Source organism: Vibrio sp. Makdt (assembly GCF_027587015.1).
GTDB lineage: Bacteria > Pseudomonadota > Gammaproteobacteria > Enterobacterales > Vibrionaceae > Vibrio > Vibrio chagasii_B.
Map to the genome: position 1 here is coordinate 97715 of NZ_JAPPTH010000011.1, position 14367 is coordinate 112081.

Consider the following 14367-nt stretch of genomic DNA (forward strand, 5'->3'; position numbering starts at 1 on the left):
AAGAAAGGCTAGAAGTTGATCTAGCCTTTCGTAACCTCGCTTTAATCCCAAAATTCCAGTTCAACGTTTCACACCAGAAATTGAGACATGAACCTGTGATTAAACAATACTTATTCTGATGGCAAATTCTGTTTCAATTCCAGAAGCATTTGATAAGCACTTTCTCCAGACATCTCATATGGATTGAATTGGTTGGATGTCGAAAACTGTAAGTTCACCAATTCGGTTAGGCTCGATTGAGGAATATCGCCCATTGACCAATCCCCAAACTCCCTACAATCAATCTCTTTGAAGTACAAAATCATGACGTTTTTGTGCCGCTTATCATTCAGAATATGATTATAGGTATGGTTAACCGCGTTACGTGAACCTTCAATACACTGCAGAAAATACTTGTCATTATGACTAAGAAGCCCCGTTAAATGGCTTTGTTTATTTCTATCATGTGAGATTTGAAGAATGTCATCTAAAGCCTCAGCATCGCAGCTTTCACAAAGCGTACTAACGTAGATTAATCGAGTAAGTAACATAGGCAACACGTCGATTTTTATGAAATGGTATTAACAAATATAAGCCAAGCTCATAGGATTGCTAGTTATTGATTTGGTTATCACTACTGAGTGGTTTGGAAAAGAAATAGTAAGCAACAAGCTCTATCTAGGAGTTCTATTTTCTTATCCGTGCCGCGATGAAAATAGGTAAGGCTTTAGTAGCCTTTGCTAAAAGCAATGTTGCCTGCTTGTTATCGTAATTTATTATATTTAGTCATTCAAAACCGAAATGGATTCGACATTAGAAGATGCGTCGAATCTAACATTGACCAAAACGGTTTCGCGTTCAAAGGTCACATCATCAAAATCTGTCGCGGCGATTTTAAACCCATTTTTTGCAAATAAGCTTGTTACGACCGTGCGTTGTTTCTGTTCCATAGCGTGCGTTAGTAGTTCGTCCATCGTCATCTCCATTAGGCAACAGTGTGTGTAAAGTAACCATACAGCTCCGCCCTTATGAGATCAATTGCTTAATTAATAGCTTGCACTGATATGAATAGATTGAATGATTGAGCCATTCAAATTGTTGATACCTGGCTGCTTCTATTCGGATGAATTCTATGTCAGTGAGCACTTTATGTGATGTGGCTTCAGCAAACTCTAAGCAGACTACTCTCTTGTTCAAAATGAATTGAAATAACTGGTTACAAAGTACAGATGAAGCGTGTTGATTAATGGGAGTATTCATTATGAGTAGCGGAAAGAATCAATTGATGAGTACTTTCCGCACGGTGCAAACAGCAACTAGAGTTCAATTTTATTAATTCATATTTTGAATGTTTTGTTGGTGTTGTTATAAGTGTTATTAATTTCATATCCTTGCTTTTTACATTCTCTTGATTTATAAAATAAGAATTCACCGATAACTTCATGATTATATTAGTTTTTACTAACCTTTAAATAACATGGAGAAAGGCGATGAATAAGAACCAAACACGCAATAGGTTAGCGAATTTATTGAGGCTGCGTAGAGCATACAAGGCATCTGACTTTCTAGTGAGTTCTGATGAACTTCGAGTCAAGAAGGATGTTTACAGCTTACGTAAAATCAAACAGCTAGAAATTCGCCAATTGGGCATCAAAGAAAACGCAATCAACGTCATTTCATTGGCCTTGATGCTATCTGCAGCAACTTGGGCGTTTGTGCCTCAGTTTGGGTTACCTATGCTCGCTATGACCTTTATTTTGGCTTTTGTTTCGTGGCGAAAGTACGAGCTTCGTGCAGAGTTTAAAGGATCAGACGAAACTGGTGATCACTGGGTATCTGTAGCTCGAGGTTGTTCTCGTGAAGAGTTTAAGATCTTAAAAAGCGTCGAAGTGAATTTGCGAAAACAAGTTGTAAGCTAAGTGCGACCTCGCAGTTAGCATGGTTCACCCCTAAACAAGGCTCGTCATTATTGGCGAGCTTTTTACTTTCTGAAGGGCTTAAACTCAACTACGATGAACAACCAAAGCTGAAAACTCAGGATTATTTGGACTGGGGAAAATAGGACAAGGAAAGTGAATGGACATAACGATAAGACCAGCAATGCCGAGCGAATTGGCTACCATTTATGCTTTGGTTATCTCAAATGATGAGTGGACTAAGTTTAATGGCCCTTATTTTTCGTATTCTCATCCGTCATTAGAAAGTTTTGAAGCGCATTCGTTTAAACGACTGCTCGAGGGCGATGACCTACAGCTGGTGGTTGTCGACGGTGTACCTGTTGGAACCGTGAGTTGCTACTGGGAGTGTGAAGAGACACGTTGGCTCGAAGCTGGCGTAGTCATTTATAACTCTGAATATTGGGGGAAGGGGATCGCAGCATTGGCACTACCGCTCTGGATTACTTACTTATTCGAAAACAAACAGATTGAGCGTGTTGGGCTAACGACTTGGTCAGGTAACCCGCGCATGATGTCTCTCGCTTTGAAGCTAGGTTTCCAGCAAGAGGCGAGGCTGAGAAAGGTGCGATATTACCAAGGCGAGTATTATGACTCGTTGAAGTATGGGTTGCTGCGTAGCGAGTGGCTGGAGAGAGGATAGCGACAAATATCTGTTTTTTTTGATGATTCCTTATCGACTCAGTGGTAAAACCCTGATCTAAAAAGTGAGAGTGAGCGTACTTCTACTCAGATTTTAAAGGATGAGTAGACAATGAAATTATCTAAAGAGAATGAATCAAGAATTATTGAAATGGCGTGGGAAGACCGAACGCCATTTGAGGCAATAGAACTTCAATTTGGTTTAAATGAATCACAGGTGATTCGTTTTATACGCAGCCATATGAAGCCGGGTAGCTTCAAATTGTGGCGCGCTCGGGTCGCAGGTCGTGCGACAAAACATTTAAAACTTCGTAGCTCTGAAGTGTCGAGAGGTTATTGTCCAACACAATATAAGCGGCAGTAGGTTTTCCGCCAACCATTTACCTCTTTCTATCAGTGGCTATCGTTCTAAATAGGGAGATTGAGATTGAATAGTTTGATTGGATTAGCGATAGGCTTTTTGTGTGTGATGCCTATCGCCACCTTATTGCATGAATTGGGTCATGCAATCCCTCAGCTTATTGCGGGTCACAAAGTCGAGGTGACCCTCGGGAATAGCGAAAGGACCAAGGTTGTTCAAATTGGCAATCTCACACTGTCAATTTCAAGCTTTTCAATGAATGTTGGCTTTGCCTCAATAACTCAACAGGGCAGTAAATCCTTACAAGCATGGTCTCTAGTTATGGGGCCACTTACCTCATTACTCCTGTGTCTATCGTTGTATTTTGTTAATAGCAATCAACTCCCTTACATAGCTTCTTACGTCATTAATTTTGGTGTCTATTTTTCATTGGCTCAGTTTGTGATGACAGCATTGCCTATCTATTACCCTAGTGCGTTTGGTGCCTATGAAGGGAAGCCTAGTGATGGCAGGCAACTACTGGAACTTTATGGCTTAGTAAAGTGTCGAGAGTAGGATCTTAAATTGATTGGTTGAATCTTATGGCTTGGCATTTTTTAGTTCTAAATGTGGACTCTAATGCTGAGTTGAAAGACACTCATCACACCACGTTCGAGCGCATTAACTTTGTGAATCAAGCGACGTAAAACCGTGAATGCGTGCGATATCATTACTAAAGCTTGATTGAATTGAGTAGAGACGAATGGAATATTTATTGGTTCTTCTTCACGTTGCGTTGATTTGGATGCTAGCAGTCGCAACGCCCGGCGCGAATGTACTATTGACGATCAACACAGCGCTGCACTACAACCGAAAGCTAGCAAAATATTCTGCTTTTGGTGTCAGTACGTCCATATTGCTATGGTCACTGTTTGGATGCACTGGCTTGGTTATTTTGTTCTCCCATTTCCCGGCACTGTTTAGCGTTATGAAGATCGTTGGTGGCAGTTATTTGTTGTATTTGGGTATGCGCCAGATCCTTTCAACACGAAAAGCCAAACAGCTAGATGAAGGTTTGAATACTAGCGAAGCGATGCTGCCTTCAAGTAGAAAAGTCTTTATGTCTGCGTTCATCACTAGCATCTTAAACCCTAAAACGGGGTTCTTTGTCGTGAGTTTGTTTAGTGTCTCTATGCCTGAAAATATTACTATCCCGATGGCTATCGCCATTATGCTGACTATGTCTGGTATTACCTTATGCTGGCATATGTTTCTGGCGACAGCGTTTTCACATCGAGCTGCGAAAAGTGTTTATGCACGTATCTCAAGTGTCATGGATTATGTAACCGGTGGCTTGTTTACGCTGTTTGGTATTAAAGTCATGGCGTCTTAATGTGTGTTATCTGCTCATATCAATACTGTATCAAAGTGTTTTTCATAGGTTTTAGAGTTCATGATTGAATGTAAGAAGTTTATTTTTGATGTCGATGCAACACTGGTTGATACCCAAGTGGTTATCGACAATATTTGGAAAAAATGGTGCAAGACTGTTGGTGTTCGTTTTGAAACCATGAGTGAGTATATCCACGGGCGAAAAATCGAAGAGACACTGAGCTGTATTGGCATGGAATTCTCTAATGTCACTGAGGTCAATAAAGTTAAAGCTATTGCGACCCAAGAGATGAAGCGCGCCAAGGCTATACCAAATTCTCATGATTTTTTATCAAAATTAGGCCCGGATTGCTGGTCAATCGCAACGAGTGGGCCAAGAGCCGTCGCAACAACAAGCTTAGAAGCGTCCGGTTTTACGTTACCAAAGGTCATGATTTGTGCTGAAGATGTGGTACGAGGTAAGCCAGCACCGGATCCTTTCCTCAAAGCAGCAGAAGCTTTAGGCGCAAAAACTGAAGATTGTGTTGCAGTTGAAGATTCACCATCTGGCGTACTATCTGCTAAGAAGGCAGGATGTTTCACGATCGCTCTATTAACCAGCCATACCAGAGAAGAATTGAACCAAGCGGATTTGATCGTAAATGGGTTTGATGAACTCATACTTACTCGCAGTCAAATTGGAACCTATCAGATTCACCTTGCTAATTAGAAAGCTCCTTTAATTGTGTCGTAAGAGGAATAGATAACAATGAAACTAGTATCGCCCTCAAAAGAATTTGAGTCCGCTTTTAAGGTGTATTATCAAGACTTCTTGGAGCACGACATCGATAACTCTGATTATTACAAAGACGGTGTTCTTGATTTTTCTCGTTATATTGAATGGTTAAATGATGAGGCTAGAGGCGTTAACTTACCCGATGGTTACGTGCCATGTAATCACTATTGGTTAGTGAGTGATGAAGGAGAGATACTCGGCGCCATTCGTGTTCGTCATCGCATCGATAATGAGTTTCTGTCACTTGAAGCGGGGCACATTGGCTACGATATTGCTCCCTCAAAGAGAGGTTCTGGTTACGGCAAGGCAATGCTCAAATTCGCTATTCCAAAAGCGAGCTCTCTGGGTATTAAACAAGCTTTGATTACCGCAGACGAAGACAATATAGCTTCACGAAAAGTCATTGAGGCAAATGGCGGTAAGTTTGAAAAAATAGTTTTTGGTAAAGTTTCTCCTGGTCCAGTAGCTCGTTATTGGCTTGACTGTCAGTAACGCCATACAGTTTAGGCGACAGATAAAAAGGAATTTTGATGTTCAAACTAGAAACTGACCGATTAGTTCTTCGAGATATGACGCTTGAAGATAAAAGCGCGTTTGTGGCCATGTCACAGGACGCCAAATATCAGCGTTTCTATGATGAAACTGATTGTGAGCCTAGTAAGTACCATCAACTCACCCAATTGTTTGTTGAACAGGCTGAGGAAGATCCTCGTCAGTCCTATCAATTAGCTGTGGAAAGTAAAGAGTCAGGGAAGTTTATCGGAACCGTGTGTTTACGCCTTGAAGATAACCAGCAAGCTTCAATGGGCTGCGCTTTTTGCGAGAGAAATTCAGGGGAAAGGGCTACCCATAGAAGCGGCCAAAGCTCTGGCTGGTTTTGGGTTTTCAGAGTTAGGGGTTCATCGAATTTATGCGGAAACCATTGGTGAAAATCTAGCGGCGATAAGATTGTGTAAGTCACTCGGGATGAGACAAGAAGCTTGCTTTAAAGAGCACCGATTCTTCAAAAATAAGTGGTGGGATACCGTTGTATTAGCGATGCTTCGCTCAGAGTGGGAAGGTGAGAGTAATGGAAAGTGAACGACTTAAATTAACGCCTCCTTCATTAATCCATACTGATGAAATGTTTAACGTTGTTCAAGAATGTATGGCTGAGTTGTCCGAATTCCTGCCTTGGGTTTCTGAATCGTTAACTCGGCAACAACTTGAACTCAATACTCAAGAGGCTGCCAGTAATTTCTCTAATTTTGTGGGGGAGTTTTGGTTCAGTATTATTGAAAAGAATACTGAGGCGTTCATCGGCGCCATTGGTTTTATTGTCCGAGACGACTCTATACCTTGTTTTGAAATCGGTTATTGGTTACGAACTTCGAAAACGGGATTTGGTTATGTGAGCGAGGCGATTCAACTCGTTGAAGAGTTTGCCTTTCTTGATTAAGGGGCAAAGCGTGTTGAGATAAAAATGGCAGCAACGAATGTGAAAAGTCAGGCAGTGGCGCAGCGATGTGGCTACCAGCAAGAAGCTCGTTTAGCTAATGCTAGGCGTTTACCTTCTGGAGAGTTAGACAGCACGCTGGTTTTCGCCAAAACGTGCTTGTCTTAATTTCTAGGATGGCTGAATCTTGATGCTTGGCATTCTCTAAGTTTATTTGTGTGTACCAACACGTTGAGTATTAAACTTGAGCTTAGCTGTCTGGTTCGTCATCCACGGTGACATCGCCATTCATCGAGTTGTAGTAAATAGATATCCCCGGTACGACTCGATAATGATAACGGCATTGGTCGGTGTGGATGTACTCAGCGATATAGTCAGTATCAGTCGGTGAGTTGAAACTAGAAACGCTCGGTGGATCAATCAGGAGAGCTCCCCATACCGAAATACAGTCTTCCGGATTATCCAACCTTGGAAAATCTTCTGCGTAAGGCCATTGCTGTACTGGGTATCCCCATTCATTGAAGTCAAGCTGGCCAGTGGCAGAGTCATCATAGATAGGGATGTTCGTAGATGGACCGCCACCGTTTAAGGTCAAATTTTTTGAATAGGCAAGATCGACACCTGCTTTGAAAGCAGCGCCAGTACCTTTCACGGCTGCAATATGCGAATCTGTACTCACACTCAGGAACCTGGGCGCTGCCGTAACGGCGATTATTCCAAGAATCACAATAACGACAATGAGCTCAATAATTGTAAAACCGTTCTTTTTCATTATGCACCTCTTTTGACGGCGGCAAGTATGCACCATAAGTGACTATTGCCAAAGGAAATTTCTATATTGCAGAGGTGATTTTATTAACCAATAATGAATGTTGTGATTTACATGGCTTTATTTTATAAAACCCAATCGAGAAATAACTTAAGGGCCGGATATCTCACTTCAATATTGAATTTAGATAGACAAGGAGTTTGTTTTAGTGAGTATGGTCGAAACGGTAAAGCAGCATCTTTCAGAAGTGGGTTATCCGAAAGTGGATATCAAAACAGCTCAGGTTCGTTCCATTTCGGCTCAGATTTTTAAGACTCTTGAAGACAAAGATATTTCTAGTGTGTTGTCTCTGTGTACTCAATTATTGGAGCAAAGAGACTGGGCGCTAGGAGTTATCGCGTACGATTGGGCTTTTAGAGTAAGAAAACAATATTCAAGAGACACGTTTCCTGTTTTTGAGCGTTGGTTAAAAGAGTTCGTCACAGACTGGAACGATTGTGACGACTTTTGTACTCATGCTTTTGGGGAGTTACTGTCTCAATACAATGACTTGTTCAATCTCACCACAAAATGGGTCGAGCATTCGAATTTCGCTGTACGCAGGGCCGCTGCGGTCGTTTTAATTTATCTTATCAATAAGAATCGTTGCGCTGCGTTGGATCCGTTTCGCGTGGCGGATCTATTGCTCGAAGATAAGCATGACTTAGTACAGAAAGGCTATGGTTGGATGCTTAAAGTACTCAGTCAAAAAGAGCCTCAACAGGTTATTGGTTATCTGAATGCCAAACATGCCTCAATACCAAGAGTGGCTTTTCGTTACGCGATTGAAAAGTTGGATAATGACATTAAGCGAGAGTTGATGTCGCTTTGATTAGCGTTGTTTGAAGCCAAATTATAACCACAGTCCCCCTAACGTAAACCGCATTTAGCTATGTAGATATTTGTGTAGCAATTTTTGTTTTTTGGAGAAGTTTGAAATGAGTGTCACTATCAGTTTGGCCCAAATTCCTGTCGTGAGAGGCAACTGGAGAGAAAACCTTAAGCAACATCTAAAAATGATAGAGCAATCGTCAAAGTACAATGCGGATGTGGTTGTTTTCCCCGAGCTATCATTAACCGGCTATGAGCTTGATTTGGCGGAAGAACTTGCGTTGTCTCTTGATCCATCAAATTTTGAAGAACTCTCCCGAGCTTCGGTTCAAAATGAGATGATTATTGTGGCTGGTTGTCCCCTGCGAGTTCCAGGCTTATCCCACCCCGCCATAGGCGCCGTTGTTTGCTTTCCCGATGGTAGAGTTGAGTTCTACTCTAAACAGCACCTGCATGATGGTGAGAGTGAATTCTGCTCTGCTGGCAACGTTGATTATGTATTTGATGTCAACGGGCATAAAATCGCGCTAGCAATATGTGCTGACTTCATAGAGGCGGATCACTCTCGACGAGCCAAGAATCTAGGTGCTGATGTCTATTTAGCGAGCGCTTTAATCTCCGAGAATGGCTTTGTCCCGGATTCTAAAATCTTATCTGGAATTGCGTCGGAACACGGTATACCAGTATTACTGAGTAACCATATCTCTGTGACGGGAGGTTGGGAAACGTGTGGCAAGAGCTCGGTTTGGAGTTCGCAAGGAGAGCTCGTGATCAGTGCAAACTCAAAAGAGAGTGGCATTGTTCTATGTACTATCTCGGGCTGTGAAACGGATCTTAATATAGCTGGAAAGTGGCATGCTGAATCAAACTAGAGGTCTCGACAAAGACGGATTCATCGAAAACCTATACTCTCCTAAGAACATCGTTCCCGAATTCCAAGAGGTTGTGAGTGCCGTTATTGATTTGTTGTTAACTGGCCTTCCGAATCAAATTGATGGTATCTACCTATACGGAAGTGTGCCGAGAGGAACGGCGGTTGTTGGTCACTCGGATTTGGATGTTTCTATCGTACTCAATACACCTATTGGTCAAAAAGAGAAGCGACTATTTCAGCACCTTTCTGACACCATTCCTAAAGCATATCCCCAAGTCAGTAAGCTTGATATCGACCCGGGCTCACTTTCAGAAGTTCTGCAAACACAAGAAAAATTCCATTGGCAGTTTTGGCTCAAGCACTGTTGCTGTTGTATTTGGGGTAATGATTTATCTATTGATTTTCAACGTTACAAACCTAGTCGTGAAATAGCCCAAGCGCTTAATGGTGACTCGTCTACTTTTCTTGAGCAAATGGGTCTGGCCTTTAAAACAATGACCGATGCGGATGTCGCTAAGGTTATTGGCAAGAAGTTAGTGCGGGCGGCGTACTACTTTGTCGCTGAGAAAGATGGCAGCTGGTACACCAACCTGAGCCAGTGTACTGCTGTAGCCAAGCGTTATTATCCAGACCAAAGTGGCGATATTGAATTAGCACATCAATACGCTCTCGGGCAATTAACCTCTAAAGTTGAAGCCTTGGAGTTGTATGAAAGACTAAGCAAGAACTTGTCGTGAGCGTTAGTGAGCCTGAAAATCGGTGGGGTAAATTATCGACGTATGCATACTGCTTCGCATTTGTTTTATAAATCATAGCTAGTTGAATGTATTAAAAGCTGATGTGTTGTAGGGTCTGTGCTTTATTGCCAATAGAGACCAAGGAACAAAAATGTATGCCAATAAGTATTCTAATTTCTGGAGACGCTTCTTTGCTATCTGGATAGATTCAATCGTATTTTTACCTTTGGAGTGGATAGACAACTACGTACTTTCTGGCGTGATCAGCTCGGGTGGTGTTTTTGCTTGGGGAGTGGTGAATTCACTAATTGGTGTCACTTACTACGTTGGCATGCATGCTAAATTTGGGCAAACAATCGGTAAGATGGTTACTCGAGTGAAAGTAGTGGATGTATCTGAAAGTCGAAACTTAACCCTCAAACAGTCTTGTATGAGAGATATTGTCCCAATCATGCTTATCCCCTTTAGTCTCTATGCTTACGCGCAACTGTCTTTCTACGGCCAGACTTGGGAAAGTTTAGAGCAAGGCCGAGCCTTTATTTTTGTTGGGTACGCAATGATCGGTTGGGTTCTTTTAGAGTTCATCTCCATGCTATTTAATCATAAACGCAGAGCGATTCATGATTTCATTGCAGGCTCTGTTGTCGTAAAGAAAGTCTAATTATCTAAACTTCGGCCTAAGGAAAAATCGATGGATGTCCGTGAGTGTGTCTCTTTTATCTTGATCAATGAATCACAAGTATTGTTAGAAAAGCGCAGCGATTCTAAGGACACTGATCCCGGCTTAATAACAATACCTGGTGGTCATATAGAGCAGGGTGAAAATCAAATTCAAGCATTGTTTCGAGAGCTTAACGAAGAGCTAAACGTGACTCCAACTGAATACACATTCTTATGTTCGCTCTACCACCCAACAAAAGAGTTACAGCTGATCCATTATTTTGTGGTAACCCAATGGGAAGGTGAAATCACAGCACAAGAAGCAGACAGCATCGCGTGGTACCCACTGAATTCGGCGCCTGTAGGTATCAGTGCTGATGGTGTTGCTTTGAAAGAAGTCGGGCGGGTGGGGATGTTTCTCTAAAACAGCGGTGTTAAGAGGCTGTATGACGTTTTTAAGAGCTCAAAAACGGTGAAACCCCGATGTTGGTAGCATCGGGGTTTCGAATTTTTAGATTTCTCGATTGGTAAGGTCGATTATCTTTTCTATGCAGAAGGCTGGATTAATCCAATCTTATTCCTTGGTAGGGAATTAGATGCGGATGAAGTCCATGTGCTCAACTTTTGGCTTGTAAGCGTGACGTTGAACGTCTTGTGGCTTAACCTTAACTTCTGCGCCGTCAATCAGTAGAGTGATTGCTTCGTAGAACTCAGGCTTGTCCATTTGGTTGATCACTTCGTCGTGATTAAGTTCGATAGATACAGCTGCTGCTTCACCACCGTAGATTACAGCTGGGAATTTACCAGCGTGACGTAGGCGGCGGCTCGCACCTTTACCTAGTTCAGTACGTACTACTGCTTCAAATTTCATAGTTTTACTCTCAAATTAGTAAAAATTAACTTCACACCTCAATGCGACCTTGAGTATGTGGTAATGCTTAGGCAGAAACGAGTTCATGCTTAAGCGAGCGCGGATACTAACATCACATTTGAATATGAGCAAGTAAGAAGTCTATCACAAAGTGAATTTCCTTCGATATTTGGCTCGTTTGTAGATAAAACGCTCGCTAACCCTATTTTATCGCTTTCTTTGCTCTTCTGTCTTGTTCTTTTGCCCTGTTTATATCGTCGCGAAATCATCAAGTTAATGAACGGAAAATGAATGTTCGCCTAAGGCTTGGTTAATGCTTGGTTAGGTAACCTTAGTGTTAATTAATCAGCAGAATGAATAGGTGAAAACATGGAACCAGTAAGTATTGTCGTTATTACGTTAAACGAAGAGAAACGCATTAGCCGCTTAATGGAAGAGTTGAGCGTGCAAACCCATCAAGAGTTCGAAGTGATCGTTGTCGACTCAAACAGTGAAGATAACACCCGAGAAGTCGCACAAGCCTATGAAAGTGCATTGCCAAAACTGACAGTCCACCATATGCAAGAACGCGGTGTTAGCCTTGGTCGAAACACCGGTGCTGCTTTGGCGCAATACAACAGAATCCTTTTCTTGGATGCCGACGTAAGCCTGCCTCGTAACTTCCTTGCAAAGGCGCTTTATGAGTTAGAAGAAAACAAGCTTGAAGTTGCTGGCGTATACATGAGTTCAAAAGGATTGCCACTGGTTCATAAATTCGGTTATGGGCTGTTTAATACGGGCTTATTTGCGACTCAGTTCTTTTTCCCGACCGCGATTGGCGCGTGTATTTTCTCAACCAAACGAGCGCATGAAGAGATCGGTGGTTTCGATGAAGAGATTGTCCTGTGTGAGGACTGTGATTACGTAAAACGAGCGAGCAAAACATGGCGATTTAGATTCCTAAATATGACTTTCGGTTTTGACCCACGTCGATTAGACCAAGATGGTGTTTTGAAGACGGGTTCAACTTACCTTAAAGCCAATGTAAGACGCTTCTTTAAAGGCGAAATGCGTAACAACGAAATGAACTACAAGTTTGGTCACTACAAAGAACAGTAAGCATTGAGGTTGTTATGTTTGATGGACTAGGGCTGTTTCTGGGAGCATTAGGTGATGCTCTCATTGGCCCAAACCTATTTGTACCGGGAGAGCCGTTTTTTATCGCTGCGGGCTTTCAACTGTATTCAGGTGCATGGATGGCGTTGGTGTTTGTAATGTTAGGTGGTTTCGTTGGGGATCAACTGAGTTACTTCATTGGCTTAAAGTGGGGCAGAACAGCCCAAAAGAAGCTTATTCAATTCCGACCAAAAACCAGAAGAGTGATCGCACGGTGTCGTTATCTCATTGCGAAAAAGGGCACATTCATCATAGTCGCGGCACGCCTTTTGGGTCCTATTGCTTGGGTTGTTCCTGTTATTGCAGGTTCTCATCGCGTTAAGTGGCACAGTTTTACGCTGTTGTCTTCGATAGGCTTATTGCTTGGCGGTGGGCAATTTATTGCTTGGGGTATGTTGTTGGCACATGGTGTCGAACAGTTTCCTTTATTGGGTGCGGTTAAGGTTTTCCTAAGCGAGCACCAAAGCTTACTGATTGGCTTAGTTGCAGTGACCATTTTTGTTGTTGTGGGCAACAAACTTAAATGGCGTAAGTTGACCTTAAAAACCAGCGCGTTTTTAGTGGCTTGGCTGTGTTACGCAAATTATGCCCATTTCTTCTGGAAAGCTGATGACTTTCAAAATCAACAAACATCGGCACCGATGAACTCTGTCGACTTACAACACGTGACTTACAAAGCGTTTCCTGGGCTTTCTCCAATCTATGATGCGCAAGCGATTAATGTTGTTTATGTCGGAGAATCGCCTCGTGAACTCATGAACCAGTTGGGCTGGATAGAAAATCAAACGTTCTCTCGAAATGATATTGAGTGGTCGAACTACCTTACTCTCCTAAAAGATAAAACACCGCCTGTATCTGACTTATATTGGCGAAATCAACCACAAGATATGGCCTTTCAATTGCCTGGCAACCTGATGAAGAGAAGCCATATTCGCTGGTGGAATGCGGGGTTAGACAGAAACAGCAATCAAACAAAGTGGTTAGGAGCGATCAGTTACGACGACGGTCTAAAAGTGACACCGTATTCTGGCATTGTCACCATACTCCATAAAATAGATCCGAATGTTGATGAAGAGCGCGATCGGTTGGCGCAGCAAATTAAATCCAATTACCCAAGTATCGAACTGGTCAACTTGCCTCTCGCGAATGCTGAAGTAATGAATGATCAACATGACTACTACACAGACGGAAAGATCTTGGTTATTGGTTCAACGACATACGGTGATGATTCACAAACCTTAGATGTTGCGGTGAATGATATATAAAGTGCGCCTTTAAGACGCTCTCCACCTCACCTCCCGATAAATACGAACCTTGTTTGAATATCAATCAAACAAGGTTTTGTTATTTCTGCTTGTTAAAACCGACCCTATCTTGAGCGATTCTATCGTTCTAATAGTGTCAACCTTGTCTATTCTAATTAAGGGTGAACAAGGGCGAAAGCTAAGGACAAAGTATGCAAATGAATCCGGTCGGTTGGTTTGAAATCTATGTCGACGATATGGTGAGAGCCAAATCGTTTTACGAAGCCGTGTTTAAAGTGGCGCTAGAGAAGTTAGATAATGAAACGGGCATCGATATTGAAATGTGGGTGTTTCCTAGTGATATGGACAAATACGGGGCCACAGGGGCTTTGTGTTCGATGCCTGATGTTAAGGCTGGGGGCAACAGCACTATGGTGTATTTCTCTTGTGAGGACTGTGCCACAGAAGCAAGCTTAGCGGCTGCGAATGGTGGTGTTCTACAAGTACCTAAAATGGCGATTGGGCAGCATGGCTTCATCAGCGTGGTTATTGATACCGAAGGCAATGTCATTGGTTTACATTCGATGGCTTAAATTTGCAGAGTAAAAAAGGCACAGGATCAAAAAGGAGTTTATGCGTGATGCGTAAACTCCTTATTTTTATTAAAGG

Annotated in this window: 19 protein-coding genes and 2 pseudogenes; 17 read left to right on the forward strand and 4 right to left on the reverse strand. The window is 42.3% G+C overall.

Annotation, left to right across the window (positions count from 1 at the left end; genetic code table 11):
- Nucleotides 1-110: 110 nt before the first annotated feature.
- A complete protein-coding gene (locus tag OH460_RS15020) occupies nucleotides 111-530 on the reverse strand; it encodes a BLUF domain-containing protein (protein WP_269998289.1) in 420 nt (139 codons plus the stop codon).
- 231 nt (nucleotides 531-761) lie between these two features.
- Nucleotides 762-953: a hypothetical protein gene (locus OH460_RS15025; RefSeq protein ID WP_061031707.1), complete on the reverse strand. Its 192-nt coding sequence runs from the start codon at nucleotides 951-953 to the stop codon at nucleotides 762-764.
- A 516-nt stretch (nucleotides 954-1469) separates the two neighbouring features.
- On the opposite strand from OH460_RS15025, the gene OH460_RS15030 reads away from it, so the two are divergent.
- The 9 genes and pseudogenes from OH460_RS15030 (at nucleotide 1470) to OH460_RS15070 (ending at nucleotide 6686) form a co-directional block, all read left to right on the forward strand.
- Nucleotides 1470-1898: a hypothetical protein gene (locus tag OH460_RS15030; RefSeq protein WP_269998292.1), complete on the forward strand. Its 429-nt coding sequence runs from the start codon at nucleotides 1470-1472 to the stop codon at nucleotides 1896-1898.
- Between the two features lie 157 nt (nucleotides 1899-2055).
- A complete protein-coding gene (locus OH460_RS15035) occupies nucleotides 2056-2577 on the forward strand; it encodes a GNAT family N-acetyltransferase (protein ID WP_269998293.1) in 522 nt (173 codons plus the stop codon).
- Nucleotides 2578-2688: 111 nt separating this feature from the next.
- Nucleotides 2689-2940, forward strand: coding sequence for a TIGR03643 family protein (locus tag OH460_RS15040; RefSeq protein WP_269998295.1), 252 nt, complete (start codon nucleotides 2689-2691; stop codon nucleotides 2938-2940).
- 63 nt (nucleotides 2941-3003) lie between these two features.
- A complete protein-coding gene (locus tag OH460_RS15045; protein ID WP_269998297.1) occupies nucleotides 3004-3492 on the forward strand; it encodes a hypothetical protein in 489 nt (162 codons plus the stop codon).
- 187 nt (nucleotides 3493-3679) lie between these two features.
- Nucleotides 3680-4309, forward strand: coding sequence for a LysE family transporter (locus OH460_RS15050; RefSeq protein WP_269998299.1), 630 nt, complete (start codon nucleotides 3680-3682; stop codon nucleotides 4307-4309).
- A 60-nt stretch (nucleotides 4310-4369) separates the two neighbouring features.
- A complete protein-coding gene (locus OH460_RS15055) occupies nucleotides 4370-5017 on the forward strand; it encodes an HAD-IA family hydrolase (RefSeq protein ID WP_269998301.1) in 648 nt (215 codons plus the stop codon).
- 39 nt (nucleotides 5018-5056) lie between these two features.
- Nucleotides 5057-5575 (forward strand): GNAT family N-acetyltransferase, encoded by a 519-nt coding sequence (locus tag OH460_RS15060; protein WP_269998303.1) that lies wholly within the window; start codon nucleotides 5057-5059, stop codon nucleotides 5573-5575.
- Between the two features lie 38 nt (nucleotides 5576-5613).
- A pseudogene (locus OH460_RS15065) lies at nucleotides 5614-6163 on the forward strand (GNAT family N-acetyltransferase).
- Nucleotides 6153-6686: pseudogene (locus OH460_RS15070) on the forward strand (GNAT family N-acetyltransferase). Before OH460_RS15065 ends, OH460_RS15070 begins: the two co-directional pseudogenes overlap by 11 nt.
- Before the next feature lie 82 nt (nucleotides 6687-6768).
- On the opposite strand, the gene OH460_RS15075 reads toward OH460_RS15070, so the two are convergent.
- On the reverse strand, nucleotides 6769-7290 hold the full coding sequence (locus OH460_RS15075; protein WP_269998305.1) for a prepilin-type N-terminal cleavage/methylation domain-containing protein: 522 nt from the start codon (nucleotides 7288-7290) through the stop codon (nucleotides 6769-6771).
- 205 nt (nucleotides 7291-7495) lie between these two features.
- On the opposite strand from OH460_RS15075, the gene OH460_RS15080 reads away from it, so the two are divergent.
- From OH460_RS15080 to OH460_RS15100, 5 genes are all read left to right on the forward strand, one after another.
- Nucleotides 7496-8158 (forward strand): DNA alkylation repair protein, encoded by a 663-nt coding sequence (locus tag OH460_RS15080; protein ID WP_269998307.1) that lies wholly within the window; start codon nucleotides 7496-7498, stop codon nucleotides 8156-8158.
- Nucleotides 8159-8264: 106 nt separating this feature from the next.
- Nucleotides 8265-9029: a carbon-nitrogen hydrolase family protein gene (locus tag OH460_RS15085; RefSeq protein ID WP_269998309.1), complete on the forward strand. Its 765-nt coding sequence runs from the start codon at nucleotides 8265-8267 to the stop codon at nucleotides 9027-9029.
- Nucleotides 9013-9768 (forward strand): nucleotidyltransferase domain-containing protein, encoded by a 756-nt coding sequence (locus OH460_RS15090; RefSeq protein WP_269998311.1) that lies wholly within the window; start codon nucleotides 9013-9015, stop codon nucleotides 9766-9768. Before OH460_RS15085 ends, OH460_RS15090 begins: the two co-directional genes overlap by 17 nt.
- Nucleotides 9769-9919: 151 nt before the next feature.
- Entirely contained in the window at nucleotides 9920-10429 is a 510-nt protein-coding gene (locus OH460_RS15095) for an RDD family protein (protein ID WP_061031696.1), read from the forward strand.
- Nucleotides 10430-10459: 30 nt separating this feature from the next.
- Nucleotides 10460-10852 (forward strand): NUDIX hydrolase, encoded by a 393-nt coding sequence (locus OH460_RS15100; protein WP_269998314.1) that lies wholly within the window; start codon nucleotides 10460-10462, stop codon nucleotides 10850-10852.
- Nucleotides 10853-11020: 168 nt separating this feature from the next.
- On the opposite strand, the gene rplY is transcribed toward OH460_RS15100, so the two are convergent.
- Complete coding sequence (gene rplY / locus OH460_RS15105; protein WP_008222501.1) at nucleotides 11021-11299, reverse strand: 50S ribosomal protein L25; 279 nt, start codon at nucleotides 11297-11299, stop codon at nucleotides 11021-11023.
- A gap of 369 nt (nucleotides 11300-11668) precedes the next feature.
- On the opposite strand from rplY, the gene OH460_RS15110 reads away from it, so the two are divergent.
- The 3 genes from OH460_RS15110 (at nucleotide 11669) to OH460_RS15120 (ending at nucleotide 14291) form a co-directional block, all read left to right on the forward strand.
- Complete coding sequence (locus OH460_RS15110; RefSeq protein ID WP_269998318.1) at nucleotides 11669-12397, forward strand: glycosyltransferase family 2 protein; 729 nt, start codon at nucleotides 11669-11671, stop codon at nucleotides 12395-12397.
- A 14-nt stretch (nucleotides 12398-12411) separates the two neighbouring features.
- A complete protein-coding gene (locus OH460_RS15115) occupies nucleotides 12412-13719 on the forward strand; it encodes an LssY C-terminal domain-containing protein (RefSeq protein ID WP_269998320.1) in 1308 nt (435 codons plus the stop codon).
- A gap of 191 nt (nucleotides 13720-13910) precedes the next feature.
- Nucleotides 13911-14291, forward strand: a complete 381-nt coding sequence (locus OH460_RS15120) for a VOC family protein (protein ID WP_061031669.1) — start codon at nucleotides 13911-13913, stop codon at nucleotides 14289-14291.
- The last annotated feature ends 76 nt before the right edge of the window (nucleotides 14292-14367 follow it).